The sequence below is a fragment of the Roseovarius sp. EL26 genome, from assembly GCF_900327775.1.
Taxonomy (GTDB): Bacteria; Pseudomonadota; Alphaproteobacteria; order Rhodobacterales; family Rhodobacteraceae; genus Roseovarius.
This window is the reverse complement of the sequence record NZ_OUMZ01000005.1, coordinates 371,807-396,287: the sequence shown is the minus strand read 5'-3', so window position 1 is coordinate 396,287 and position 24,481 is coordinate 371,807. Positions and strand designations below refer to the sequence as shown.

Genomic DNA, 24,481 nt, shown 5'->3' with positions numbered 1-24,481 from the left:
TTAGATAGACAGAAAAAATTGGATGATCGCGGCATTTGCCAGATCAACGAAGAAAGCTGATACCAGCGGCAGGATCAGAAAGGCAACCGGTGACGGTCCATAGCGTTTGGTCACCGAGGTCATATTGGCAATCGCCGTCGGCGTCGCGCCCAGTGCAAAACCACCAAACCCCGCGCCCAACACCGCTGCGCGGTAATTGCGGCCCATTGCCGGAAACAGCACAAAGATGCAAAACAGCACCGCCACAATCGCCTGTATGCCCAACACCACAAACAGCGGCCCAGCCAGATCGGCAAGTGTCCAGAGCTGCAGGCTCATCAGTGACATCGACAAAAACACCGCCAGCGAGAATTCCGAGATCAGCGCCAGCATCGGGGTGCCTGCCACAGCAGGAGTGCGTGGCAACACGATCGGCTTAAGGTTGGCCACAGCGATGCCCAAGATCATACAAGGCACAAAACTTGGCAGTTTCAGACCGGCGTCTTCGATAAATTCATTGATGAACAGCCCGGCAAAGATGGTGATATTGATAGTCAACAACGTGACCATGAAACCCACATAGTTCAGCGACACGCTGCCCGCATCGTCATAGTCAAGCCCGACAATCGGATCGGCATCCTCATTATCAGGCTTCAGATCATGCCGTTTGATCAAGAACCGCGCAATCGGCCCGCCAATCAGCGCGGCCAGTATCAACCCAACAGTGGCAGCGGCCAGACCAACCTCGGCGCCTTGCTCAATTCCGAACTGAGCGTATAACTCGGGCCCCCAGGCAATCGCCGTGCCGTGTCCACCGATCAGGGCGGCTGATCCCAGCATGATCGACAGTTGCTCAGGCAAACCAAACAGGCTTGTGCCAAACCGGGCCACCACGTTTTGCACCACAATGTAAAGAACCGTCAGCACCAACAGGATACCCAGCGCCTTGCCACCACGTTTGAGTTCGGACAACCGGGCATTCAACCCGATGGTGGTAAAGAACATGACCAACAGACCGTCACGCACGGTCAAATCGAAAATGATCTCCTTGCCGGTCAGCAGGTAAAATCCCCAGATCAGCAGCGAAACGAATATCCCCCCGACCACCGGCTCTGGGATGTTAAATTCGCGCAGCACCGCATGGCGGCGGGTCAGCGCTGCCCCGGCAAAATAGACCAGCATACCCAATGTAAACGTGGCAAAGTTCGATACGGCAATCGCGTCAGCCATCACTGCCCCCAAGGGCCGCGGGCGGCTTGGGGCAATCATCGGGCGCGCGGTTGCCGTCAAAGACAATCTCGCCACAGCGGTTAATCTGATGCCAGACAAAGCCACGGCCGTCTTCATGCACGGCAACGATCCGGTCGATGCCGTATTCGATATCTTTCACCCCAAGATAGGCCTGTGCCTGTCCCTGCTCCAACGCTGCACCCAGTGCCTTGGCATCGAAACAATCGAACCAGCCCGGCGCTGTCAAAGGCACGGCCTCTGGATACGGTATGTAGGATTGTTCCAGTTCGGCCCGCGTCAACTCGGTTGTAAAACAGGCGCGATAGCGGATCGGAGAGCTGTTAGAATCAATAGCCTCAAAGGCATCATAAATCACAGCCCGCGGCACGCCATCCGACAATGCTGCAATTTGCACATCCGACGTGCCGTTGGCCTCGACCTGCTCATAAAAATGATACACCTGCAGGTAATACATCGATACCCCGGCCACAAAGGCCGTGATCATAATCGCCGCTGCAAGGATTTTTCCAGTCATATCCAGTCCAAGTTTACATGAGTGTGGGAATACTTCTCGCTAAAACGTGCGCGCAAATCGCGAAATCCCGGGCGCATTTCTTTAAATTTTCGCTCATGCGTTTCGACAACCGTGCACCGCACAGACGCGAACACTCCAGCCTCGTCCATTGCGTCCAATAGTTCCAGCTCAGCCCCTTCGATATCCATCTTGATCAACGCGATCTCGCCGCGTTCCGCGATTAAACTTTTGACCAACGCCACAAAGTTCACCTGTTCGACGGCGATGCTTTCATCCATGGATTCATTAATGCCCCGCCCTCCGGACACGATTGTACTTTTGACAGAACCCCCATCAGGATTTTGATCGAAATTACTTGCCCGCCGAAGCTGAACAGTTCCGTCAGATGCAGCCACTGCTTTTTGAAACAGCTTAACATTTTTTGCATCGGCAAATCGTGCCTGCAGCTTTCCAAAAGCGTATGGATCGGGTTCAAATGCCAGAACCTCAGCTCCGGTTGCCGACAATTGTTCTGACACCTCTCCAACATTAGCACCGCAATCAATAACGATATCCCCAGGCTTGAGAAATGCCAGCACGCCATCCAAAAAACCATGCGCCCGCGCGTGCCGTAAATTACGGTTTTCGCGGCGCTTCATTTTTTTCACGTCGCCCTGCAATTTTGCAAGCTCCGCTGCGAGATCGGCATCAGGGTCTTTGGGGACGTCTTCAGTCATGTCGAGGCATAGCCTCCGGCTTCGGTCAGAACAAAGGCATCGGCGCATTTCTTGGCCAGTGCCCGCACCCGGCCAATATAGGCCTGACGTTCAGTAACTGAAATCACCCCGCGCGCATCCAGCAGGTTGAACATATGGCTGGCCTTGATGCACTGGTCATAGGCCGGGTGCGCCATGATAATGCGTTTGCCGGTTTTGGGGTCATCATAATCCTGCGACAAGATAGCCTCGCACTCGGCTTCAGCCTCTTCAAAGTGTCGCAGCAACACTTCGGTGTTGGCCACGTCAAAGTTCCAGCGACTGTATTCCTGCTCGGTTTGACAAAATACATCGCCATAGGTCAGCTGGATCGGCGCATCAGGGTCATTGAACGGCATATCCATAACGTGATCAACGCCCAAAACATACATCGCCAGACGCTCCAGACCATAGGTCAACTCGCCTGATACCGGGTGGCAGTCATGCCCGCCAACCTGTTGGAAATAGGTGAACTGGCTGACTTCCATGCCGTCACACCAGACCTCCCATCCCAGACCCCATGCACCCAACGTGGGGCTTTCCCAGTCGTCCTCGACAAAGCGAATGTCATGCAGGTCCATATCCACGCCAATTGCCTCAAGCGAACCCAAATAAAGCGCCTGCAGATTGGGGGGGCTGGGTTTGATCAGCACTTGATACTGGTAATAGTGCTGCATCCGGTTCGGGTTTTCACCATAACGCCCATCGGTCGGTCGGCGCGACGGCTGCACATAGGCCGCGGCCCACGCCTTGGACCCCAAAGAACGCAGCGTGGTGGCCGGGTGAAAGGTGCCAGCACCAACCTCCATGTCATAGGGCTGCATTACCGCGCAGCCCTGCTGCGCCCAGTAATTCTGAAGCCGCAGGATGATTTCCTGAAAACTGCGAGGTTTACCGGTTTTATCCGCCATATTTACCGCTACCTTTTTTACTCAGGCATAGCCCGTGAAATTGCCGCCCTTACCTACGTCCGCAGGTGCCGGGGGTCAATTGCGACGGCCTTTATAATTCCTGTATATTTTTGCTGCACCCAGCTGTGGATTTGATACAAGGTCCCAAATAGCACAACGACCGTTCATTAAGATCCAAATCACTGGCAAAGGCCCAAACATGTTGCGTATTATATTTTCCTTTGTGGTGACCCTCTTTCTTGCGATCCCGCTGGCATGGGCACAACAGGGTCCGTCTTGGATTCAGATCGAAGCGCAGCCCAGCCTACTTAAAGCCAATGAACGCATTCGCGCCTATGCCACCCAACTGCAGGACCTTAATGGCTTTGCTCTTGGCAATGGCTGGTATGGAATCGCGCTTGGCCCTTATGATGCGGATGACGCTCAGCAGATCTTGCGCCGTTTACGTGCCGATAGGGTCATTCCGGGCGACAGCTACATTGCCCGCAGCTCAGATTATCAGCGCCAGTTCTGGCCCGTTGGGTCGAACGCGCTGAACCAGCCGGTGATCGAGCCCATCCCTGAGATTGGTATCGTCACCCAACTACCAGATAACACCGCCGAGATCATCTTGCCGGAACCGCAACAAGCCGATGAAACACCGGCACAGGCCCGTGTCGCGGAACAACGCCTGACACGCGAAGATCGCGCTGAGCTGCAAACCGCGTTGAAATGGGCCGGGTTCTATGGCGGCACTGTCGACGCGGCCTTTGGCCGGGGCACCCGTGGATCAATGGCCCGCTGGCAAGAGGCCAGTGGCTATGATGCTACAGGTATCATGACCACCGGCCAACGCGCTGAGCTGCTCGGCCAATATTACGCCGTACTTGAGGGGCTTGATCTACAACCCGTCCAGAACACAGAAACCGGAATCGAGATTGAGTTACCTCTGGGAGTGGTAGAGTTAACGAAATACGATCCACCTTTTGCGCATTATGGCCCCAAAGGTGACATCGACGCGCGCATTCTTCTGATCAGCCAGACCGGTGACCGCACCACCTTGTCCGGGCTATATGATATTATGCAAACGCTGGAAATCGTGCCCGGAGATGGGCCTCGCGCTTTGAACAAAGACAGCTTCACCTTGATAGGTGAAAGCGCCTTTGCAATCTCGCATACGCAGGCCTGGCTTAAAGACGGAGAGATCAAAGGGTTCACTTTGATCTGGCCCGCAGGCGATGAAGAACGCCGTGCCCGCCTTTTGGGTATCATGCAAGACAGCTTCAAACGCATCGACGGCATTCTTGACCCTGCCGCAGGCTATGAAGAAGCGCAAAATATAGATCTGATTTCCGGCCTCAAAATTCGCAAGCCCGCCTTTTCCCGCTCTGGCTTTTATGTCAACGACAGCGGCACGGTCCTGACCAGTGCCGAATTTTCCAACGGCTGCAGCCGCCTGACGATTGATAATGATTACACCGCAGAACTTGTCGCTCATGATGCTGAGCTGGGTTTGGCAACCCTGCGCCCGACTGAGACCCTCGCACCGCGCGCCTATGCAGCGTTCCAGCAAGATGTGCCACGTCTACAATCTGATATTGCTGTCGCCGGCTATTCCTACGGCGGTGTTTTGGGCGCACCAACGATGACATTCGGCCAACTGGCTGATGTCAAAGGCCTGAATGGTGAAACCCATATCAACCGTCTAGCATTGGCCGCCCTTGAAGGTGACGCAGGTGGGCCTGTCCTAGATGCCGGAGGAGGCGTCGTCGGCATGCTATTGCCTCAACTCACAACGGGTAAACAACTGCCCAAAGGTGTCAGTTTTGCCACCGATGCACAAACGGTTCAGGCATTCTTGTCGAATGCGGGCATCTCTGCAGAAACGACCACAAAAAACGGTGCGCTGCCTGCCGAACAACTGACCGATCAAGCGAGTAACATCACGGTTCTTGTTAGCTGCTGGGAAGAGTAAGCTGTTTTAGCACGGCCACTTCGTATCCCCTTAATTGACCGCCAAGGTCGCTCGGAGCCTATTTCCGCCCGATCGCCGTACATCTTGCTGCGAATGGCGACACAGCGGACGCAACAGACTTTCGCTGCAGTTGCTCGAACGACCGCTTTTCGGCGGTTTTACCCAGTATCTGTAGCATGGCAACAGGATTGACGAGTCGGATTCGACAAAGAATTGGGTGGTCCAGCTTGGGACAATGGCCGGATTGTCTGTTTCAGCCCAAACTCATTTACGTTAACTTACGATATGGAAATATTCTGGACTGACTTACTCAGCGGGGAACGCTACGCGGTGCTGTCCACATGTATTGCCTACGTTCTGCTCATGGGCATCATTAGCATCATCGGATGCCTCCGCGTGCGCCGCTGGCCGCACACCACAGGAATACTCACGGAAGACGGGGTTTCAAGCTTTGGAAGTGGCAGCGATAGAATGCACGCAGCACGCGTGCGCTACGAATATTCCGTCGACAGCACACCCTATACCGGAAAGCGGCTGAGCCCGTTCATCGTTCATGCCACCGGAACCAGAATGGCGGAATGGCAAAAGGGTGGCATCCAAAGGCATGGAGGCAACCACGTTACCGTATTCTACAACCCGGCCCGGCCTCATAAATCCTACCTGATCTTACCCACATTGATCGGAATCATAGGCGTGTTCGTGCTCATCACCATCGTGGTGATTGTGTTGTGGTTTGCGCTTTAGCTTGACGGAACTCAAAGGTCTGACTGGGAAATCTCAATAAGTGCGCTGAAATATCCTTGATTTATCAACGCTATCTTTGGTCCGATCCTGCGACCACCGTTCATAACGGATGCCGTGATCAGCAAGCGCCAAAAATACCCGGTGGGGGCTAATGCCTGCAGCTTCGCGATCAAAGTTCAGGACACGGTCGTCGGTCAGGTGAAGTTCGAAGTATTCGCTGGTTTCAGTATACTCGCCATCGCTATCGGTGCCTGTTCGGCTGACTTTCAACGATGTTGCCTTCGCAACATGGTCGAGTGCGATGTCCATCGGTAGATTTTTGCAAGGTATGGCCACGTCCCAAATCAACCTGCCTGCACCGATTGTGGCTTTCCAATCGCCCGGTGTGTTGAGAATACGCCAGGTTTTTCGGGCTTCGCCTATTGCAAAAGTACCACTCATCAAAGCGCAAAGAGCAAAAAACGCTTTGAAAAATGTCACGATATGATTGGCCGGGTGAATTGCAAAAATATAAAGTATTGGCCACACCAGTCCGAAGCCGACCCACATGATGTGCACGCTGACGACGCGCAGCTTCGACGATTGGATGACAGTTTGTTCTTTCACAATCGCAGGGTAGAGCGGATTCGTATCAAAATTATGACAATACGCGCGTCCAAGTACGAGCCGCAAATTATCACCGACATGTATAGTTGCCATTCATGCCGAGTGCAGCATCGATCATTGTGAGCTCGGAGCAGACATTCTCAGCGCACACCTATTAAATTTGTTCAATTCAAAGAAAGGTCCGAGATTACAAAAACAATCAAGGGAAGCCTTTTTGCTTACAGATGCAGATCACCTGACATCAACAACCAGCCCTGCCCTGCGACAGACACGCCGGTGATGGCATCTGAGGGGCCGTGTACGCGGACTTGCGCTTGCCCCGGGCGACCCAGCCAATGGCCCTGCTCTGCAATAAATGCGGGCTGATCAATCAGGCTATGTCGCCAAAGATACGACGCCATCGCGCCGGTGGCTGAACCGGTAAACGGGTCTTCAGGCGGGCTGGGCGGCGCCAACAGCAACCGAGAGAAGGTATCGCCCGCATCGCTTATGCCTTCTAAGGTGACCCAGAACGGCTCCAACATATCAGTTCCGCTATAGCCCAAGCGCTGCGCCATCTCCGCCAGTGCCTCGCTATCAAGGTTCACCCGGCGCAGGGCTTCGTGATCTTTCAGTACGGTAATACAAAATGGCAGGCCGGTTGACACCATCTGCGGCTGGCCGACGATATCCTCTGGGGCAATCCGGCCAATCCTCGCCACTTCCTCGACCGGGATCTCAGCGCCAAACTCTGGTGCGACCTGCGTCATCGAAATCACCGGCGTACCGCCGCCAGAGCGGTCAATCTCAATCGGCACAATCCCTGCCCCGGTTTCCAGCGTCAGATGATCCCCACTCACCACACCGCGATGCAAGAGCGACACCACCGTGGCAATTGTCGGATGCCCCGCAAACGGAATTTCGCGGCTGGCCAGAAAATAGCGTACGTTTACATCAGCCACATCAGATGGCCCAACAAAGGTGCATTCCACCAGCGACGTCTCACGCACAAACTTCAGGCAGGTTTCAGTATAGGTCACACCGCCATCATGCACCACCGCGCACCCATTGCCGCCAAACGGCTGATCGGCAAAGGCATCGACCCAATCAACAGGATAAGTAGGCATCTGGCACCCCGGATGGTTAGTGAACCGCCACCGGCTCCATGTTGTTCTGGCGTGCCAACACAAAGGCCAGCGCCCGATCACGCACCACGGCCAGACGCTCACCATCAGCGGCGTGCAACGCATAAAGCGTGTCCTGACCTTCGGCCTGTTCGCGCATATCCTCGGGCAGGTCGTCTACTTTGACCGCGCGAACATAAGCGATTCCGCTTTCACCTTCGGCGCCAAAATCAAATTCTGTATTCATCTGCTCAGCCTTTATTTATTTTTATACGTTGCACCACAGTTTCGGGCTGCGCGCGCGTCAGATCAACATGCAGCAATCCGTTCTCCATATTGGCATCCCCGACCTCAACCCCGTCGGCCAAAACAAATGACCGCTGAAATTGCCGCGCCGCGATTCCCCGGTGCAGGTAAACGCGTTGATCGACGTCATCTCTTTGTCGGCCGCGAATCACAAGTTGGCGATCTTCGACTGTGAGAACCAGATCCTCTTCGGCAAAACCGGCCACGGCCAAGGTGATGCGATATGAATTTTCCGAAGTTTGCTCTATATTAAAGGGGGGATAACCTTCGTTACCCGACTTGGCCGAACGTTCTAAAAGACGCTCAAGTTGCTCAAAACCCAACATATATGGGTGTGACCCCAAAGATACTTTCGTCATCGACACGCCCTTCTATGTAAAGCGACAGTCCGTTTTTCATGGTCCCATTTTGGCAACCACCCCTGAAATATGGGGCTTTGCGGCATCGGGCGCAAGGGCTTTGCGAAATTGAGGAATATCAGTATTCTAGCCACCAAACAGGCAAAGGAATCGCGAAAATATGAATGTCTATCGTGATCTGTCGATGAAATCCGACGATGTGCTGCGCTATGAACTGATCGAATACAGCCACCAGCACCGCGATCTGGACGAAGCGATCTCCGCCCTGCAGGAAAAAGGCACGGCCGATCCTCTGACAATCAAACGCCTGAAGCAGCAGAAACTGCGACTGAAAGATCGCATTGCCTTCATCCAGGACCGTCTAATCCCGGATATCATTGCATAGCGGATCAAGCTGCGTATATTGCGCGCTTCACGAGGAGGGGCGCAATATGTCAAAGGTCATCGTAGGCATCATCATGGGCAGTCAGTCAGACTGGCCGACAATGAAAGAAGCCGCCAACATATTGGATGAACTGGGCGTGGCCTATGAGGCCAAAATCGTCTCGGCGCACCGCACACCAGACCGGCTGTGGGACTACGGCAAAACTGCCGTAGAACGCGGCCTAAAGGTGATCATCGCAGGCGCAGGCGGTGCCGCTCACCTCCCCGGCATGGTGTCCTCGAAAACCCGCGTGCCAGTTGTGGGCGTCCCCGTCCAGACCAAGGCGCTCAGCGGGGTCGACAGCCTCTATTCCATTGTGCAAATGCCCAAGGGCTACCCGGTCGCCACCATGGCCATCGGTGCCGCCGGTGCGGCCAATGCGGGCCTGATGGCTGCGGGCATTCTCGCTAATGAGGACGCAGCCCTCGCGGAACGGCTCGACGCTTGGCGCGCCGCCCTCTCCGCCTCAATCCCGCAGGAGCCACAAGATGACTGACGCACTGCCACAAGGCGCGACCATCGGAATTTTGGGTGGCGGTCAACTGGGCCGTATGCTCTCGGTTGCGGCGTCCCGTCTGGGTTTGAAAACCCATATCTTTGAACCCGGCGCAAACCCACCTGCCGGTCAGGTGGCCGATGCTGTCACCACCGCCGGGTATGAGGATGAGGCCGCGCTCAAGGCCTTTGCCCAGTCCGTCGATGTCATCACCTATGAATTTGAAAACATCCCGACCACTGCACTGGATATCCTCGAAGCTCTGCGCCCGGTCCGGCCGGGGCGCGAGGCGCTGCGCGTCAGCCAGGACCGCATCACGGAAAAAGATTTCCTAACGGGTCTCGGCCTGAAAACCGCGCCATATGCTGCCGTTGATGACAAGGCCAGCCTTGATGCCGCTCTGCTGTCGGTCGGCACGCCCGGCATTCTGAAAACCCGCCGCTTTGGTTATGATGGCAAGGGACAGTCCCGGATCATGGCCCCGGAAGAGGCGGACAAAGCCCTTGCTGATATGGCAGGTGCGCCATCTGTGCTCGAAGGGTTTGTCAATTTCAGCCACGAAGTCTCTGTGATTGGCGCGCGCAACGCGGATGGTCAGGTTGCCTGTTTCGACCCCGGTGAAAACGTCCACCGCGATGGCATCTTGCACACCACCACCATCCCGGCCCGGCTGAACATTTCACAACGGACTGAGGCGGTTATTTTGGCCGGTCAGATCCTCAATGCGCTCGACTATGTCGGCGTCATGGGCGTGGAACTGTTCGTCACCCCGCAAGGCCTGATCGTGAACGAGATCGCCCCGCGCGTGCACAATTCCGGCCACTGGACGCAGCAAGGCTGTGCCGTGGACCAGTTCGAGCAACACATCCGCGCCGTCGCAGGTTGGCCGCTGGGGGATGGCAGCCGCTATGCGGATGTGGTGATGGAAAATCTGATCGGCGATGATGTTGACCGCATTCCAGAAATTGCCGCTGAGGCAGGCACATCAATCCACCTCTACGGCAAAGCCGAGGCCAAACCCGGCCGCAAGATGGGCCACGTGAACCGGATCAGCAAGTAAATCGCTTACCGAACATACACCTTGCCCGGAATCAAGGCGCGCAGCGCCCCGGGCGCCTCATGGGCGGGCGCTTTTTCAAAGCTGTCTCCACTTGACCTTCAGAATGCGGGCAGTTTCGGATATGGACGAAATCCTGCGTTAAGCTCTACTTACTTACAAAACCTGTAAAGTTGAGTTCCAGAATTTCTTTTGTCTGGGGGCATCTCGGGTTCCATCCGAACATAGGCTGATCGGCTGGAATTTCTGACCTCATTTGCACCAGTTTGGTGACCATACGTAAGCACCCCTCCACCCTCGATAGCTTTAAGTTGCGGTTCATCAATCAAAGCCGCGCAAGCCAAACACGAATCTTTTCAAATCGTCTCATCCTTGAAATCCAAAGTTCTAAAATTCACCCTTAAAGGCACTCTAGAATTGCATGGCTGTATGCTGATCACTACCTATCATAGTGTGAGTTACTTCTGATAGTTATCAATTGGAATTTTAGGAAGGAATAGGATGCTGCATGAAGAGTTAGAAGAAGTTAGATATTATGTTGAACGTACTAGACAAAATTATGGCCATATCGAAGCGGCGGATACGGCTCAGACTCTACGCGATGCATGGGAGGATTTTTTAGGCAGCTTTTCTAAAGCGATTGGAAAAATGATTGGCTATGGCAAGCTTGATCCCAATCTAAGACCTTGGGCGAACAAATTAAAGAATGCTTCAACAAAAGACGATGAAGGATTATTGTATTTGCGAGAGGCACGAAATTGTGTCGAACATGGCCTAAAACCCTTTGCAAAATTTGAAGATCCTTTGGTTGATGTGGCAGGTGTCATGGATATCAAAAATGGCAATGTCATTATCACAAATTGTAACTTTAACAGCCAACCAATTGATCAACTATATTTGAACGTTCAACAGGGCAGAGTGACTGAAAAAGCTGGTTGCGAGGCAGTCTCGATTACTGAACATGCTGCCGATGTTCTTTTGGCGCCTGTATATAATGAAGAGAAGGGTAAGGAGTATCCTGTTCCCACAATGATTGGAGGGAACACGATTGTTTCTAAAACACCCACGAAGTTCGCCCATTTGGCTATGTCTAAGCTCGACGAATTGGCAAAGGAATTCTCTCAAGGCTAGTTTGTTGTGATCAGACATCTGGTTTGGCGTATGGCCAAATATACTTGATGGGAGCGAAGCAATTTTGGCCACTAAAGAACACCAATGACCGTTTCATCCACTAAGCAGGCTAACACGGGTAGCTGTCAGGCTCTTTTGCCGCTTGGTTAGAAATGTGGTATCCTCAACGCATTAAATTGCACATTAATCACGCCGGATTAAACCAATGACCATTGCCGAAGGCGGCTGCCTGTGTTCAAAAATCAGATACCAGGTCTCTGCTCCTCCCACACATTTGACAGTCTGCCACTGCAAGTTTTGCCAACGGGCAACCGGTGGCGCGTATATGGTTGAACCGATATTTGCGAAATCCAACCTGAGCATCCTTGAAGGCACGCTCAGGACCTATGCACACGTCTCCGAGGGCAGCGGCAAGTCGGTCTTTGTTCATTTCTGCGAAGACTGCGGCACCAAGATTCACCTGTCGTTTGAACGCTTTCCTGATGCGGTTGGCATCTATGCGGGCACTTTTGATGACCCCAATTGGTACAATGTCGCCCCAGATGAGACCAAACATATTTTTCTAGGCGTCGCCCAGAAAGGCACAATCATTCCCGCCGGGGTCAAAACCTATGAACGGCATGCCAGAACCAATGACGAAGTGCCCGAAATCTCACATGTGTTCGAACACCCACATGCCATCAGCATGTTCCCACACTAATAGGGCCGACCGCACTACCCAATAAACCGCCGCGCGACCTCGCCGCGCATATGGCTGACTTTGCCGCCTGAGATCGTGGCGCAGACATCGCGGCTCTCTGCATCCAGAATGACCAGATCGGCGCGTCGCCCTACGGCCAGCTCCCCTCGATCTTCCAACCCCAGCACCTTTGCCGGCCCACTTGAGATCAGCCCCCAGGCTCCGGCGAAATCCAAAACGCCCGCTTCAGCCAAAAAGAACGCTGCCCGCCGCATCGACGGATAGTGGTAATCGGATGCCAACCCGTCACACAGCCCCATGGTGATCAGATCCAGCGCGCTGGCGTTACCATTGTGCGAACTGCCCCGCACCACATTTGGCGCGCCCATCACCACAGCATCGCCCGATGCACGTGCCGCCTCTGCCGCTTCAACCGTTTCCGGGAATTCAGCGATATGCACGCCCATCGCATGCCAGCCTTGGCGCTGTGCCTGCGTCCGGTCATCGTGGCTGCCCAAGCGCACGCCCATGTCGCACAGCTGATCCGCCAAAATTTCCAGCGCCAGCGGCACCTCATCCATCCGCGCATGCAGCGCCTGCATATAGGCCAGATATTTCTCGGGGTTTTGGCCAATCCTCAGCGCCTGACCCGTCAGGCGTTTGGGGCGTTTGCCCTTTTCCAGAACATCATGCTGCAGGTGGTCATTGAATACCACATAGGGGATGGCAAACCGCTCCACCATGTCACGCACTGCATCATAATCATCCAGCATCGGCGTCTCAAACCGCAACTGCGTGCGCAGATCGGTGGCAAGACGCGGCTGCACATCTTGCAGCGCCGAAAACACTCGCTCGGCAAACTCAGGGCCGCGCATTCCGCCTTCCCAACTGTAGAACTGCGCCAGTGTCGCGGTGGAAATGCCATTGGCCGCCAGTTCCGCCTCGGCGGCCACGACCCCCAGGCCCATATCCTTCATTGCGCCGCGACGCGGTGCCAGATGTTTTTCAAACCCATCGCCATGCGCATCGACCATACCTGGCAAAACCAGATAGCCGCTCAGATCCACCTCGCGTGCAGACCTGTCTTCAACAACCCGCCCCTGCGATAGACAAACAGGTTGCACGCCATAGCCGTCAGGCGTCAGGGCTTGCGCACCGATTAATCGCAAATCGGGCAGCATCAATCTTCGCTGCCCCAGAAAAGATCCGTCAGTTCCAGCTCCGGGTTGAACTGGCCTGTCCTCAGAAATTGCTTTGTTTGTGCGATAACCATTGGGTTGTTCATCATAAAGGTATGTGTGACCGGAAGGGTGATATGATCGCTCATACCGTCCACACGCGTCGATGCAACCGAAACTTTGCCATCATCCGGTCCTTCGATGATGGTCGAGAAATAGGGATTAAGCGACCGCGTGCCCGCAATCACCCCCAATTCAAAGTCCACAGGTGGCAATTGCGCAGGTATCCCTTCAGGGCCTGTGACCAGTTCCCCCCCAGCCGGGCCATTCATCCATTGAAAAAGTTCATTGCCGCCCAGTTCGTCCACCACTTCCGATCCATGGTTGGGTGGCCCCAGCATCACCACTCGGCCCAGATTTTCGGGCCTGTGATCGCGCAACCATTCGCGCAGCAAGATGCCCCCCATCGAATGGGTGACAAAATCCACGCGATCCTGTCCACAAGACTTAATCGCCGCTGGCAGGGTTGTGTCGGCCAGTTCCTCGATATGCTCTTTTGTTGATGGATATTTGGGCGAAATTACGGTGTAACCATCAAGCTCCAACACCTGTTGCATCACCAAAAACGACGCATCCGTGCGCGCCAGCCCGTGCAACAACACGGCACAGTCCGCAACGGCGGATGCCGGACACAAAATACTCAGTAAAATCAAACAATGTCTCATATCTCTTGAGATAGGCCCAAAGCGCGCGTTACAAAACCCCTCAACCAAAGTGACGAGGGGTCATGTCCACCTATAAACCTGTCCGACTGGCCGTACGCGCCATCATTGTTGAAAATAGCCGACTGCTTCTGGTCAACGCCTACGCAGGTCAGAAATCTGACCTGTGGTGCGCCCCAGGGGGTGGGGTCGACCCCGGCGCCTCCCTGCCCGACAACCTCAAACGCGAAGTTTTTGAGGAAACCGGCCTGGCCATCGACGTCGGTCAGCCCTGTCTGGTCAATGAGTTTCACGATCCCAAACGTGGCTTTCATCAGGTTGATATCTATTTCCGCTGCCAAATCACCGACGGTACATTAGATGAGGATTGGCAGGACCCCGAACAGATCGTCAACCGCCGCAGGTTCTTCTCTCAAACTGATCTGGAAACCATCCGTTTCAAGCCCGACAGCCTACCTGCGGTCGCCTTCTCAGACAGTGTCGTTTACGATCCGCTGGAACTGATCGTGCCTTAGGCGCGGGGCTTCAGCACTGAAACCGCAACGCCACCCAGAACAAGCGCACCAGCAATCACAAACTGCCACGTCAATGCCTCGGACAATAGCAACATACCCCCGACCATGGCAATCACCGGCACCGTCAACTGCGCCACCGCCGCCACCGCTGCGGGCAATTTGGGCAAGACGCTGTACCATAGCGCATAGCCCATACCGGAGGTCACAGCGCCCGACAAAACAGCCAGCGCAATCCCGGACCATGACGCCGCAACAATGCCCTGCGTGCCATGCGACGCCAGCATCAAAACCACCCCCACCGGTGTAGCTAAAATGAAATTCGCCGCCGTCGCCTGCAACGCATCCCCACCCCGGCGTCCGTTCAGCGAATACAACCCCCAGCCAAAACCGGCCAACGCCATCAACCCTCCATGCAATGGGCTGATCTGCGCGCCGCTTCCGGGCCACAGCAACCACGCCAGCCCGACACACGCCAAGCCCGCACCGACCCACCGACGTGCCGGCACAAATTCACGCAACATCAAAGCGCCAGCAAACATGGTGATCTGCACGACACCGAACAGCACGAGCGCCCCCAGCCCGGCATCCAAGCCGTCATAGGCCAGCGAAAACCCAAAAATATACAAAAGCAACGACAGCGTTCCCAGCAGTCGCCCCGGTCCACGTAGAACCAAGCCACCGCGCAACATCATGCACAACACCGCCAACATCAACGCCCCAGCCAGCAAGCGCACCGCGCCAAAACTTACCGCATCAATGGCCCCATCCGCCAATGCCATCCGGTTCAAAACCGAATTTGCGGCAAAGGCCACCATGGTCAGCGATGTCAGCAAAAACAATCGCATCACAGGTCACCAAAAGCCTTGGGATAGATCAGCTCTTTCTCAGGCACGTCCTCCCCCGGACCAGCCAGCAACGTATGTTCAATCGGGTAGGGTGAGGTCAGCTTTGCCGCCCGCTCTGCATTAAAACCAGCACGCCCGTAAAATCCAACCTGCCCCAGCACCACAACCGTATTACGCGACGCCTGCGCCCAAGCCGTCAACATCCCGATCATCCGGCGGCCATATCCACGCCCCTGCACATCCGGGTGCACGGCAACCGGCGCCAGACACAACCATTTCTTAGGGGCCACAAACTGTGACAAAGCATAGTAACCGACCAGAGTTCCTTCGAACGTCATCACCATTTCGCCGGCAATCACTCGATCCTTGCGCAGCTGGCGCACCAGTCGCACTTCTTCGTCGCCGCCGAAGGCCAGACGCAGCAGGGCCTCGACCTCACCCTCTTCTCCGCGCCGCATTTCACGACCAAAATCAGGCCCGTTGATCATCTCATGCCCCATCGCTCGCATCAGATAGCTTTATCCGTGCCATCCCTTCGCGCCACGCCAAAAGTGCCGCGCCGGTCAAAATGATCACCGCCCCGATGATCGAAATAGCATCTGGCACCACGCCAAAGATCACCGCGTCATAAAGGGCTGCAAACACCAAAGCCGCATAGAAAAACGGCGCCACAAAACTCGCATCTGCCCGCGCCATCGCATTGACAAAACACGCCTGCGCCATTGCCATCAACACGCCGATACCGGCCAATGCGGCCCATTGCGCAGGCGTCGGCATCTGCCAGACAAACAGCACCGCAAAACTCGCGATACACAATCCAATGAGATTATTGATCAGCAGCACCTGCAATGGCCCTTCGCGCCCCGCCAGCAGCTTGATGAATATCAACTCGGCCCCCAGCAAAAGTGCTGACCCCAACGCCAACAAAGCCCCGGCCTGAATGCTGCCTGCCCCCGGGCGGGTCAGGATCGTTGCGCCGATCAGAGCCACAATCGCCGCCAGCCAGCGCCACTTACCGACCTTCTCGCCCAACAAAGGAATGGCCAACATCATCCCGAACACCGGATTGAGAAAACTGATCGCCGTCGCATCTGACAGTGGAATGAACGCCGCAGCCGCAAACATAAACGTCACCCCGCCCCAACCCAGCGCCGAACGTCCAACATGCAGCTTCAGATTGGGTCGCGTGAACTGTGGCCGCAAGACCAGCACGCTCAACCCAATCGCCATAAGTGCAAACAAAAACCGCCCATGGCTAATTTGCAATGCATGCATTTCCGGCCCTAAAACCCCTGTGCCCAATGCTTTGGCCAACAAGGTTGTGCCCGCCGCAAAACCCGACGCTGCCAATGTCAGGCAGGCGGCCAATGCGGGGTTTTGTTCAGGTCTTTCAGACATCCCTCAGCAGTGGCCGCAAACGCGCCATACGGCAAGCCTGAAAGTGCCCCTGAAAGTTTTTTCTTTCCAGATCATCCACAACCCGCTAAAGGGGCCATATGAACAAACGCATGACATATACTGCCACCCGACGCCGACGCACCCGCGCCTGACGTCCCACCTGTTTGTTCCCGTGGCCACCTACGCCACATCCCTTCATCATAATTGACATGTACCCCTCGGTCAGGCACTCAGCCTTGTGCTTACAGGTTTGACCACCACAAAAGGATAACTGCGATGATCCCGTCCGTTCTGCCCACCTACAACCGTGCGCCTTTGACCTTCGTCAAAGGCGAAGGCTCTTGGCTGATCGAGGCAGACGGCCGACGCTTTCTGGATCTCGCCGCCGGGATCGCCGTGAACGCCCTTGGCCATGCCCATCCGGCGCTGGTGCAGGCGCTGACTGATCAGGCAAACACCCTGTGGCACACATCCAACCTCTATCACATCCCCCAGCAAGAAGCGCTGGCTGACAAGCTGGTTGAACATACCTTCGCCGACACCGCGTTCTTCACCAACTCCGGCACAGAAACCTGTGAGCTGGCGGTCAAAATGGCGCGCAAATACTGGTTCGAACAGAACCAGCCCGAGCGGGTGAACATCCTGACGTTCGAGGGGTCATTCCACGGCCGCTCCTCCGCTGGTATCTCTGCCGCCGCGTCCGAGAAAATGACCAAGGGTTTCGGCCCCATGCTGCCCGGCTTCATCAGTCTGCCGTGGATGGACATCGATGCCGTCAAAGCCGCGATCGACGATAACACCGCCGCAATCCTGCTGGAGCCCGTTCAGGGCGAAGGCGGCATTCGCCCATTGCCCGATGACCTACTCAAAGACATCCGCGCGCTGTGTGATGAACATGGCCTGTTGTTGATTTTGGACGAAGTGCAATGCGGCGTTGCCCGTACCGGGCGCCTGTTCGCCCATGAATGGGCTGGCATCACCCCTGACATCATGATGGTCGCCAAGGGCATCGGCGGTGGTTTCCCTCTGGGTGCCGTACTCGCCACAGAAAATGCGGCCCAAGGCATGACCGCAGGCACGCACGGGTCGACCTATGGCGGCAATCCTCTGGCCTGTGCCGTCGGCTGCGCGGTGATGGATCACGTCTCCGACCCGGCTTTCCTTGAGGATGTCAATCGCAAGGCAGGCCTGCTGCGGCAAAAGCTCGAAGGCCTCATTGCCGCACACCCCGAAGTGTTCGAGACTGTCCGCGGCAGTGGCCTGATGCTCGGCCTCAAATGCAAGGTCGCCCCTGCTGATGTCGTCAACGCGGGCTATGATCATCTGATCGCCACGGTCCCCGCCGCTGACAATGTCGTTCGCCTGTTGCCGCCACTGACCATCACAGATGAGGAAATCACTGAGGCTGTCACACGCCTCGACGCCGCCGCCACTCAACTGGCGTCCTGATTTCATCTCACCAAAAATATCTCGGGGTAAGAGGGGCAGCGCCCCTCCCCCGCCAACCGAAAGCATAAAACATGAACCATTTTCTCGATATCCATAAAACCTCGCCTGACAACCTGCGCTCCATCATCGACAACGCCAAAGCGATGAAAGATGCGCGTGCCGGCCGTACCCGTGGTGCTACGGATGACGATCAGCCCCTTGCCGGCCACATGGTTGCGTTGATTTTTGAAAAACCCTCCACCCGGACCCGCGTGTCCTTTGACGTCGGTGTACGCCAGATGGGCGGTCAAACCATGTTGCTTTCCGGCACAGAAATGCAATTGGGCCACGGCGAAACAATTGCCGACACCGCCCGCGTTCTTAGCCGTTATGTTGACCTGATCATGATCCGGACCTTTGACGAATCTGTCCTCATTGAGATGTCAGAATACGCCGACGTGCCGGTCATCAACGGCCTCACTGACCGCACCCACCCCTGCCAGATCATGGCCGACATCCTCACCTTTGAGGAACATCGTGGCCCGATCAAAGGCAAAAACGTCGTCTGGTCTGGCGATGGCAACAACGTCTGCGCCTCCTTCTTGCATGCCGCAGGCCAATTTGGCTTCAATTTGACCTTCACCGGCCCCGCACAGCTGGACCCAGAGGATGAATTCATCGGGCTTGCCCGCAACGCCGGCAGCAATATCCGTATCGAGCGCGACCCCTTCAAAGCCGTCGAAGGCGCCGATCTGGTGGTCACCGACACCTGGGTTTCAATGCATGACAGCCAGTCCACCAAGGAGCGTCGCCACAACATGCTGCGCTCATATCAGGTCAACGAAGAGCTGATGTCCCACGCCAAGCCGGATGCCCTGTTCATGCATTGCCTGCCCGCGCACCGCGAAGAAGAAGCCACCAGCGCCGTCATGGACGGCCCCAATTCTGTAGTTTTTGACGAAGCTGAAAACCGCCTGCACGCCCAAAAAGCCATCATGCGCTGGTGCTTGGGTGTCTAACGCAGACACTCACCGACGCGTTCTGATGCACCAAAAAGACTTAAAAAATGGCACCGGTCTCCCCAACCCGGTGCCATTGGTAAATGCGGCGCCCGATGCAGGTGGAGGGCCATCTTCTGCATCAGTGAGTGGTAAGTTCCGGCGCCTATTAACCAAATTTAGTTGATAGAATTTCGATTTCTCACGAATCTTAAGCATAACTTGGGTCATTCTTCACAGTTCGTTTATTGAATCTGGGCCACATGTTTTTGAACAAACGCCAATCTCGCGAAATAAACGGGTTTCTATGCCTATTGAACGTGTCATGCTAAACATGGACGCACGGCCTGTGCCCGACCGACATTGATTAGAGCAAAATTTTGAACAAGCGCACTTCAACCACACAAAACGAATTGGTTTCAGCTCATCGTCTTATGCACCTTGCGCAAGAACTGGAAAAACACACTGGCAGCCAGGCCGACGTCCTGCAGGCGCTTGACGCTTCCGGGTTAAAAGAAACTGATCTGAAACAAGAAGGTCACTATATCAGCGCCGAGAAAGAGGCCCGCTTCCTTCAGAACGCAGTGACGATCGTGCACGACAAGGCTTTTGCAGCGAGGGCCGGGCTGAATTTTGAGAGAAACACCAGCATTCCTCTCTATGTCGCGAAATATTCACAAAACCTGAGAGACGCCCTGCGCAATGCCTCCAAATACACAGCTCTGGCAGACGGAAATTTCAGGTACCAGACAGAAACGTCAAACGACGAAGTCTCTATTATCCTATGTGAGCAAAACCCCTACTTGGAATTCGGCGACCGGGTTCGAGAGTTCATGGTCTTCACCATTTTGACAGCGATGCGAAATCTGACAGGCCGCAAAATAAACCTGCGTGGAATCTGGTTTTCACACGACGCCCCGGATTGTCAGCAAACGATCACCCGGCTTGCGGGATGTCACGTCGCCTTTGGCGCGAAGCACACCATGTTTAAGTTGCCCTCTGCAATCCTCGACCTTCCGGTATCGACCTATGATCCAAGCCTGCTCCATCACTTGGAAAACTACGGGGACGCCCTCGTGGCGCAACTCAATCAACCAGAACCCAGCCTGCGCGTACGTGTTGAGGCCCTGCTGATCGATCACCTGCCAGAGGGGCTTTTAACCGCTCCACAAGTCGCCTCTCAACTGGGTATGAGTGAGCGAACCTTCTCTCGACGCCTCTCACATGCCAGTCTGTCTTTTTCTGCCATCTTAGATGAACTGCGTGGCAAGCTTGCAAAAACTTATCTGGCGCAAAGTGCAACGCCCATATCCGAGATCGCCTTTCTCCTCGGTTACGCCGATCAAGCTGCCTTCACGACAGCTTTCAAGCGGTGGGCTGGCGCCACACCCAAAACCTATCGGGCCAGCGTGAGTTAGCATAAAGCGCACGCTCCCGCACATCACACAGCGCACATCAGAAAATGCCGATGCACCACTTCAGCAATATTGAAGCACAAAGTCCCCTTGCAAATCCCGCCCCACGGCGTAGCCTGCGATTTCGTCATCAGTGAACGGAGGCTTCATGACACAGGCGCAAATCGGTGTGTATGGATTGGGAACAATGGGCAGCGCACTGGCGTTGAACATGGCAGATCATGGTTTTGAGGTCGCCGTCACCAACCGCGAGGTCGACTGGATTTCCAGTTTCATCTCTGGCGCCGATAACCTGTCTGAACGGCTGCACCCGCACAACACATTAACCGATTTTGTTGCCGGTCTGGCCACGCCAAGGGTGATCCTGTTCATGATCCCCTCGGGTGCGCCTATGGATATAATGATCGAACAGATCACCCCGCTTCTGGACCCCGGCGACACCATTATTGACGGCGGTAACGCCAACTTTCACGACACCCGCCGCCGTTCCAAGGCGCTGACCGAAAAAGACCTCCATTTTGTTGGCATGGGCGTTTCAGGTGGCGAAAAAGGCGCGCGTTTTGGCCCGTCGATGATGGTCGGCGGCACGGATCACAGCTGGCAACAACTGCGCCCCATCTTGCGCGCCATCGCCGCCACTTACCAAGATAATCCCTGCGTCGATCACCTTGGCCCTGATGGCGCGGGCCACTTTGTGAAAACCGTGCACAACGGCGTGGAATATGCCGACATGCAGGTCATCGCCGAGCTGTACGGCCTGCTGCGCAATGGCGCCGCCTGGCCCCCCGCCGACATCGGCAAACTGTTTGAGGAATGGGACAAGGGCCCGCTCAAATCCTACCTCGTCGAAATCACTGGCAAGGTTCTACAATACACCGACCCGCTCAGTGGTCACGCCGTGGTGGACGTCATCAAAGACGCCGCCGGGCAAAAAGGCACCGGTCGCTGGACCGTGGTTGAAGCCGTGCGCATGGGCCAATCCGCCAATATGATCGAGGCTGCCGTAGGCGCCCGCGCGTGGTCTTCGGAAAAAGACATCCGGCAAGACATGCAAAATCACTTCGGTGGCGCACGTGACTGGTTCACCGTTGATCCCGGCGTGCTTGCCGATGCTTTCCTCGCTGCCCGCATCCTGTGCTACGCGCAGGGTTTTCGCATCCTCGTGACCGCCTCCTCAGAATACAGCTGGGCCCTCGACATGGGTCGCATTGCCGAAATATGGCGCGCTGGCTGCATTATCCGTTCAGCCCTATTGGATGACATTTCCGAGGCCTTTGCAGATCAACCCCCACATGGCCAGTTGATCCTTTCGCCCAAGTTCACTGAAACCCTGTCTCGCACCGTCCCTGCGCTGCGCACAGTCGTTAGTGCGGCCGTTGCCGGTGGTCACGCCATTCCGGCACTCTCATCCGCCCTCAACTGGTTCGATACCATGCGGCAGGGATATGGCACCGCCAACATTATTCAGGCACAACGTGATTTCTTTGGCTACCACGGCTTTGAACGCCTCGGAGAAGACGGCAAACACCACGGCCCTTGGTGGGACGACACCTAAAAGGCGCCGTAGGGTGGCTGCAAACCCACCATCCCCCCACAGGCAATTCTAAACGCTTTGGGCAGAACGCTTAGGCGGCGTCTGCACCTCAACCCGCGTGTGACCCCACGCCAACCGTCAATTCGCCTGCTGCCTCGCTCTGCATCCAACCGTGCAAAATCTGCAGAAACACTGATACTAACTTTCTCGGTCGGCCCGACACCCGTCCCGATAACAACTGCAACTGCGGTACATCTGGCTCCAACGGCACCGTCACCAATCGGTCTCCGCCGTAGCTGACATTGATCATCGGACGCATCGCCAGCACCGACACGCCCGCGCCTGCACCAACCATCCCACGCACCATTTCTGTACTGCTGGCTCTGACCGCAACTTTTGGAGCGATGCCCGCAGATTGAAACAACCGATCCAGATAGGGCCGCGCCAACGGTAAATCTAATTGCACCAGCGGATAATCGGCCAAGGCTTTCACCGGCACCGGCACCTGTCGTGTAATCTCATGCCCCTCAGGTGCCAGCACATAGGGTGGCAGCTCTAATAGCAATTCCGTTTCAATTCCCCGCCGCAAATCATGCCCGGCAAACAGGATCACATCCAATGCCCCAGCCAACAACGCCTCCTGTGCGCTGTCATTGTCATGCTCTTTCAATTCAAGCGTTAACCCCGGATTCGCAGCCATCATTGGGCAAAGAATTTGAGGCAGAAACGCCGGGGCCACCGGGGCGTAATATCCAATCCGCAAAGTTCCCGACAAAGACTGGCCCAGATCACGCCCGGCATCCATCAACTCCGCATAATCTTCTAACAGCGCCCGAAAGCGTGCCGCCACCTCGATCCCCTCAGCTGTCGCCGCAATCCCGCGCGCCCGTGTGCGCACCAACAGATCCGCGCCGAACTCGGTCTCAACCTGATCCAACGCCGCACCAATCGCCGAAGGCGCTATATTCAAAACCTTTGCCGCCGCCGAAATCGATCCTTGTTCCACCACTGTGGCAAAAGCTCTAAGCGCGCGCAAAGACAAGCGTAGATCATCCGACATCGTAGCTTCCCCTGAAAATCAGACTTATTACGCCTCATAAATCTATTTTTCATAAAATGACAACTGCGTCATACTCTGCCCAATCTGACAAGAGACACGCCAATGACCGACACCGCCGAAAAACCTACCCTGCCCGGTTGGAACCACACTCCCGACGTGCCAATTCAAGCTTCGCCGTTCTTCAGCTGGCCACCAGACCCGCGCCGGATGCTGGATTGGCTCTCGGTGCGTTGGCTGCAATTTGCTGAAAACACAATTCTGATTGTGGTCGCTCTCATCACATGGATGTGGTTCCAACCCTCGCTGGAAACCACCGCCACCTTGTCGTTTGACTGGGTCTTTGCCATCTGGCTGCGTAACATGATCCTGATCGGCCTCGTTGCCGGGGGGCTTCATTGGTTCTTCTACATGCGCCATGGCCAAGGCAAACGCCTTAAATACGACGGCCGCCCGCTGATGACCAAAGGCAAGCAATTCAATTTTGGCGGGCAAGTCCGCGACAACATGTTCTGGACCCTGACCAGCGGCGTCGGCTTTTGGACGGCGTACGAGGTGCTGATGTTCTGGGCCATGAGCAACGGCTGGGCACCGTTACTCTATTGGTCCGACAACCCTGTCTGGTTTGTGCTGGTCTTCCTGCTTACTCCGGTATGGATTTCCTTCCACTTCTACTGGGTCCACCGCGCCCTGCACTGGGGCCCGCTCTACAAACTCGCCCACGCCCTTCACCACCGCAACATCAACGTCGGGCCATGGTCCGGTCTGTCGATGCACCCGGTTGAACATCTGATCTATTTCAGCTCAATCCTGATCCACTTCATCGTGCCCGCGCACCCGCTACACATTCTCTTTCACATGCAAAGCCAAAGCCTGACCGCCGCCAGTTCCCACACCGGTTTTGAAAACCTGCTGGTCAAAAACAAAAAACACCTCGCTTTGGGCACCTTTCACCACCAGATGCACCACCGGTATTTTGAGGTGAACTACGGCAATCTTGAAATGCCCTGGGACAAATGGTTCGGCTCCTTCCACGACGGCACTGCTGAGGCCCACGAACGCTTAAAAGAACGCCGAGGGCGGCGAAGCTGATATTGTGACCGTAGTGTGGGCATTACTGCCCACCATCACGCCGATCCAATT

27 protein-coding genes are annotated in these 24,481 nt (G+C 55.5%); 13 read left to right on the top strand and 14 right to left on the bottom strand.

What is annotated here, in order from left to right; genetic code table 11:
* The 4 genes from gltS to D9A02_RS03795 are packed head-to-tail and all read right to left on the bottom strand — an operon-like array spanning window position 1 to window position 3,389.
* On the bottom strand, window positions 1–1,209 hold the full coding sequence (gltS, locus tag D9A02_RS03810) for a sodium/glutamate symporter (RefSeq protein WP_120499638.1): 1,209 nt from the start codon (window positions 1,207–1,209) through the stop codon (window positions 1–3).
* The gene (locus D9A02_RS03805; protein ID WP_120499637.1) at window positions 1,202–1,744 is read right to left on the bottom strand and encodes a DUF6446 family protein; all 543 of its coding nucleotides are present in this window, start codon (window positions 1,742–1,744) and stop codon (window positions 1,202–1,204) included. The genes gltS and D9A02_RS03805 overlap by 8 nt, the downstream gene beginning before the upstream one ends.
* The gene (locus D9A02_RS03800; RefSeq protein WP_120499636.1) at window positions 1,741–2,460 is read right to left on the bottom strand and encodes an FkbM family methyltransferase; all 720 of its coding nucleotides are present in this window, start codon (window positions 2,458–2,460) and stop codon (window positions 1,741–1,743) included. Before D9A02_RS03800 ends, D9A02_RS03805 begins: the two co-directional genes overlap by 4 nt.
* Window positions 2,457–3,389: a glycine--tRNA ligase subunit alpha gene (locus D9A02_RS03795; RefSeq protein WP_120499635.1), complete on the bottom strand. Its 933-nt coding sequence runs from the start codon at window positions 3,387–3,389 to the stop codon at window positions 2,457–2,459. The genes D9A02_RS03800 and D9A02_RS03795 overlap by 4 nt, the downstream gene beginning before the upstream one ends.
* Window positions 3,390–3,588: 199 nt before the next feature.
* Here D9A02_RS03795 and D9A02_RS03790 point away from each other — a divergent pair, with 199 nt between their 5' ends.
* Window positions 3,589–5,343: a serine protease gene (locus tag D9A02_RS03790; protein WP_120499634.1), complete on the top strand. Its 1,755-nt coding sequence runs from the start codon at window positions 3,589–3,591 to the stop codon at window positions 5,341–5,343.
* 285 nt (window positions 5,344–5,628) lie between these two features.
* On the top strand, window positions 5,629–6,087 hold the full coding sequence (locus D9A02_RS03785) for a DUF3592 domain-containing protein (protein WP_120499633.1): 459 nt from the start codon (window positions 5,629–5,631) through the stop codon (window positions 6,085–6,087).
* 33 nt (window positions 6,088–6,120) lie between these two features.
* On the opposite strand, the gene D9A02_RS03780 is transcribed toward D9A02_RS03785, so the two are convergent.
* From D9A02_RS03780 to D9A02_RS03765, 4 genes are all read right to left on the bottom strand, one after another.
* Window positions 6,121–6,567 (bottom strand): hypothetical protein, encoded by a 447-nt coding sequence (locus tag D9A02_RS03780; protein WP_254054538.1) that lies wholly within the window; start codon window positions 6,565–6,567, stop codon window positions 6,121–6,123.
* Between the two features lie 344 nt (window positions 6,568–6,911).
* A complete protein-coding gene (locus tag D9A02_RS03775) occupies window positions 6,912–7,799 on the bottom strand; it encodes a PhzF family phenazine biosynthesis protein (protein ID WP_120499632.1) in 888 nt (295 codons plus the stop codon).
* A 16-nt stretch (window positions 7,800–7,815) separates the two neighbouring features.
* The gene (locus D9A02_RS03770) at window positions 7,816–8,043 is read right to left on the bottom strand and encodes a DUF1150 family protein (RefSeq protein WP_120499631.1); all 228 of its coding nucleotides are present in this window, start codon (window positions 8,041–8,043) and stop codon (window positions 7,816–7,818) included.
* 4 nt (window positions 8,044–8,047) lie between these two features.
* Window positions 8,048–8,461 carry an Hsp20 family protein gene (locus D9A02_RS03765; RefSeq protein ID WP_120499630.1) on the bottom strand — a complete coding sequence of 138 codons (414 nt, stop codon included), beginning with the start codon at window positions 8,459–8,461 and terminating at the stop codon, window positions 8,048–8,050.
* A 160-nt stretch (window positions 8,462–8,621) separates the two neighbouring features.
* Here D9A02_RS03765 and D9A02_RS03760 point away from each other — a divergent pair, with 160 nt between their 5' ends.
* The 5 genes from D9A02_RS03760 (at window position 8,622) to D9A02_RS03740 (ending at window position 12,269) form a co-directional block, all read left to right on the top strand.
* The gene (locus tag D9A02_RS03760; protein ID WP_120499629.1) at window positions 8,622–8,846 is read left to right on the top strand and encodes a YdcH family protein; all 225 of its coding nucleotides are present in this window, start codon (window positions 8,622–8,624) and stop codon (window positions 8,844–8,846) included.
* A gap of 46 nt (window positions 8,847–8,892) precedes the next feature.
* Window positions 8,893–9,381, top strand: coding sequence for a 5-(carboxyamino)imidazole ribonucleotide mutase (purE, locus tag D9A02_RS03755; RefSeq protein ID WP_120499628.1), 489 nt, complete (start codon window positions 8,893–8,895; stop codon window positions 9,379–9,381).
* Window positions 9,374–10,441, top strand: a complete 1,068-nt coding sequence (locus tag D9A02_RS03750) for a 5-(carboxyamino)imidazole ribonucleotide synthase (protein WP_120499627.1) — start codon at window positions 9,374–9,376, stop codon at window positions 10,439–10,441. The genes purE and D9A02_RS03750 overlap by 8 nt, the downstream gene beginning before the upstream one ends.
* 498 nt (window positions 10,442–10,939) lie before the next feature.
* Window positions 10,940–11,569, top strand: a complete 630-nt coding sequence (locus D9A02_RS03745) for a hypothetical protein (protein ID WP_120499626.1) — start codon at window positions 10,940–10,942, stop codon at window positions 11,567–11,569.
* A 205-nt stretch (window positions 11,570–11,774) separates the two neighbouring features.
* Window positions 11,775–12,269: a GFA family protein gene (locus D9A02_RS03740; RefSeq protein ID WP_120499625.1), complete on the top strand. Its 495-nt coding sequence runs from the start codon at window positions 11,775–11,777 to the stop codon at window positions 12,267–12,269.
* Between the two features lie 14 nt (window positions 12,270–12,283).
* Here the strand turns inward: D9A02_RS03740 and D9A02_RS03735 are convergent, their stop codons facing one another.
* Together D9A02_RS03735 and D9A02_RS03730 are read right to left on the bottom strand one after the other, a co-directional pair.
* The gene (locus D9A02_RS03735; RefSeq protein WP_254054536.1) at window positions 12,284–13,432 is read right to left on the bottom strand and encodes an alpha-D-ribose 1-methylphosphonate 5-triphosphate diphosphatase; all 1,149 of its coding nucleotides are present in this window, start codon (window positions 13,430–13,432) and stop codon (window positions 12,284–12,286) included.
* A complete protein-coding gene (locus D9A02_RS03730) occupies window positions 13,429–14,151 on the bottom strand; it encodes a triacylglycerol lipase (protein ID WP_120499623.1) in 723 nt (240 codons plus the stop codon). Before D9A02_RS03730 ends, D9A02_RS03735 begins: the two co-directional genes overlap by 4 nt.
* 62 nt (window positions 14,152–14,213) lie before the next feature.
* On the opposite strand from D9A02_RS03730, the gene D9A02_RS03725 reads away from it, so the two are divergent.
* A complete protein-coding gene (locus D9A02_RS03725; protein ID WP_120499622.1) occupies window positions 14,214–14,663 on the top strand; it encodes an NUDIX hydrolase in 450 nt (149 codons plus the stop codon).
* Here D9A02_RS03725 and D9A02_RS03720 read toward each other — a convergent pair.
* Genes D9A02_RS03720 through D9A02_RS03710 form a run of 3 tightly spaced genes read right to left on the bottom strand, consistent with a single transcriptional unit; the run spans window position 14,660 to window position 16,906 of the window.
* Complete coding sequence (locus tag D9A02_RS03720; protein ID WP_120499621.1) at window positions 14,660–15,508, bottom strand: DMT family transporter; 849 nt, start codon at window positions 15,506–15,508, stop codon at window positions 14,660–14,662. The two genes, D9A02_RS03725 and D9A02_RS03720, sit on opposite strands and share 4 nt — an antisense overlap.
* Complete coding sequence (locus D9A02_RS03715) at window positions 15,508–15,996, bottom strand: GNAT family N-acetyltransferase (RefSeq protein ID WP_254054535.1); 489 nt, start codon at window positions 15,994–15,996, stop codon at window positions 15,508–15,510. Before D9A02_RS03715 ends, D9A02_RS03720 begins: the two co-directional genes overlap by 1 nt.
* Window position 15,997: 1 nt before the next feature.
* Window positions 15,998–16,906, bottom strand: a complete 909-nt coding sequence (locus D9A02_RS03710; RefSeq protein ID WP_120499620.1) for a DMT family transporter — start codon at window positions 16,904–16,906, stop codon at window positions 15,998–16,000.
* A gap of 276 nt (window positions 16,907–17,182) precedes the next feature.
* On the opposite strand from D9A02_RS03710, the gene D9A02_RS03705 reads away from it, so the two are divergent.
* The 4 genes from D9A02_RS03705 to gndA all read left to right on the top strand — a co-directional run bounded on the left by D9A02_RS03705 (window position 17,183) and on the right by gndA (window position 22,302).
* Entirely contained in the window at window positions 17,183–18,355 is a 1,173-nt protein-coding gene (locus D9A02_RS03705; RefSeq protein ID WP_120499619.1) for an aspartate aminotransferase family protein, read from the top strand.
* Window positions 18,356–18,426: 71 nt separating this feature from the next.
* Window positions 18,427–19,353: an ornithine carbamoyltransferase gene (argF, locus tag D9A02_RS03700; RefSeq protein ID WP_120499618.1), complete on the top strand. Its 927-nt coding sequence runs from the start codon at window positions 18,427–18,429 to the stop codon at window positions 19,351–19,353.
* A gap of 359 nt (window positions 19,354–19,712) precedes the next feature.
* Window positions 19,713–20,750, top strand: a complete 1,038-nt coding sequence (locus tag D9A02_RS03695) for an AraC family transcriptional regulator (protein WP_162932957.1) — start codon at window positions 19,713–19,715, stop codon at window positions 20,748–20,750.
* A 145-nt stretch (window positions 20,751–20,895) separates the two neighbouring features.
* A complete protein-coding gene (gene gndA, locus D9A02_RS03690; protein ID WP_120499616.1) occupies window positions 20,896–22,302 on the top strand; it encodes an NADP-dependent phosphogluconate dehydrogenase in 1,407 nt (468 codons plus the stop codon).
* An 88-nt stretch (window positions 22,303–22,390) separates the two neighbouring features.
* Here the strand turns inward: gndA and D9A02_RS03685 are convergent, their stop codons facing one another.
* Window positions 22,391–23,341: a LysR family transcriptional regulator gene (locus D9A02_RS03685; RefSeq protein ID WP_120499615.1), complete on the bottom strand. Its 951-nt coding sequence runs from the start codon at window positions 23,339–23,341 to the stop codon at window positions 22,391–22,393.
* Window positions 23,342–23,443: 102 nt separating this feature from the next.
* On the opposite strand from D9A02_RS03685, the gene D9A02_RS03680 reads away from it, so the two are divergent.
* On the top strand, window positions 23,444–24,430 hold the full coding sequence (locus tag D9A02_RS03680; RefSeq protein WP_120499614.1) for a sterol desaturase family protein: 987 nt from the start codon (window positions 23,444–23,446) through the stop codon (window positions 24,428–24,430).
* Window positions 24,431–24,481: the final 51 nt, after the last annotated feature.

Excerpts from the sequence above, each read along its gene's own strand:
- D9A02_RS03785 (WP_120499633.1), top strand. The coding sequence starts at position 5,629 with ATGGAAATATTCTGGACTGACTTACTCAGCGGGGAACGCTACGCGGTG.
- D9A02_RS03705 (WP_120499619.1), top strand. The coding sequence starts at position 17,183 with ATGATCCCGTCCGTTCTGCCCACCTACAACCGTGCGCCTTTGACCTTC.
- D9A02_RS03720 (WP_120499621.1), bottom strand. The coding sequence starts at position 15,508 with ATGCGATTGTTTTTGCTGACATCGCTGACCATGGTGGCCTTTGCCGCA.
- argF (WP_120499618.1), top strand. The coding sequence starts at position 18,427 with ATGAACCATTTTCTCGATATCCATAAAACCTCGCCTGACAACCTGCGC.
- gndA (WP_120499616.1), top strand. The coding sequence starts at position 20,896 with ATGACACAGGCGCAAATCGGTGTGTATGGATTGGGAACAATGGGCAGC.
- D9A02_RS03770 (WP_120499631.1), bottom strand. The coding sequence starts at position 8,043 with ATGAATACAGAATTTGATTTTGGCGCCGAAGGTGAAAGCGGAATCGCT.
- D9A02_RS03775 (WP_120499632.1), bottom strand. The coding sequence starts at position 7,799 with ATGCCTACTTATCCTGTTGATTGGGTCGATGCCTTTGCCGATCAGCCG.
- D9A02_RS03800 (WP_120499636.1), bottom strand. The coding sequence starts at position 2,460 with ATGACTGAAGACGTCCCCAAAGACCCTGATGCCGATCTCGCAGCGGAG.
- D9A02_RS03685 (WP_120499615.1), bottom strand. The coding sequence starts at position 23,341 with ATGTCGGATGATCTACGCTTGTCTTTGCGCGCGCTTAGAGCTTTTGCC.
- D9A02_RS03740 (WP_120499625.1), top strand. The coding sequence starts at position 11,775 with ATGACCATTGCCGAAGGCGGCTGCCTGTGTTCAAAAATCAGATACCAG.
- D9A02_RS03730 (WP_120499623.1), bottom strand. The coding sequence starts at position 14,151 with ATGAGACATTGTTTGATTTTACTGAGTATTTTGTGTCCGGCATCCGCC.
- D9A02_RS03765 (WP_120499630.1), bottom strand. The coding sequence starts at position 8,461 with ATGACGAAAGTATCTTTGGGGTCACACCCATATATGTTGGGTTTTGAG.
- D9A02_RS03750 (WP_120499627.1), top strand. The coding sequence starts at position 9,374 with ATGACTGACGCACTGCCACAAGGCGCGACCATCGGAATTTTGGGTGGC.
- D9A02_RS03710 (WP_120499620.1), bottom strand. The coding sequence starts at position 16,906 with ATGTCTGAAAGACCTGAACAAAACCCCGCATTGGCCGCCTGCCTGACA.
- gltS (WP_120499638.1), bottom strand. The coding sequence starts at position 1,209 with ATGGCTGACGCGATTGCCGTATCGAACTTTGCCACGTTTACATTGGGT.
- D9A02_RS03790 (WP_120499634.1), top strand. The coding sequence starts at position 3,589 with ATGTTGCGTATTATATTTTCCTTTGTGGTGACCCTCTTTCTTGCGATC.
- D9A02_RS03715 (WP_254054535.1), bottom strand. The coding sequence starts at position 15,996 with ATGATCAACGGGCCTGATTTTGGTCGTGAAATGCGGCGCGGAGAAGAG.
- D9A02_RS03680 (WP_120499614.1), top strand. The coding sequence starts at position 23,444 with ATGACCGACACCGCCGAAAAACCTACCCTGCCCGGTTGGAACCACACT.
- D9A02_RS03725 (WP_120499622.1), top strand. The coding sequence starts at position 14,214 with ATGTCCACCTATAAACCTGTCCGACTGGCCGTACGCGCCATCATTGTT.
- D9A02_RS03745 (WP_120499626.1), top strand. The coding sequence starts at position 10,940 with ATGCTGCATGAAGAGTTAGAAGAAGTTAGATATTATGTTGAACGTACT.
- D9A02_RS03760 (WP_120499629.1), top strand. The coding sequence starts at position 8,622 with ATGAATGTCTATCGTGATCTGTCGATGAAATCCGACGATGTGCTGCGC.
- purE (WP_120499628.1), top strand. The coding sequence starts at position 8,893 with ATGTCAAAGGTCATCGTAGGCATCATCATGGGCAGTCAGTCAGACTGG.
- D9A02_RS03805 (WP_120499637.1), bottom strand. The coding sequence starts at position 1,744 with ATGACTGGAAAAATCCTTGCAGCGGCGATTATGATCACGGCCTTTGTG.
- D9A02_RS03795 (WP_120499635.1), bottom strand. The coding sequence starts at position 3,389 with ATGGCGGATAAAACCGGTAAACCTCGCAGTTTTCAGGAAATCATCCTG.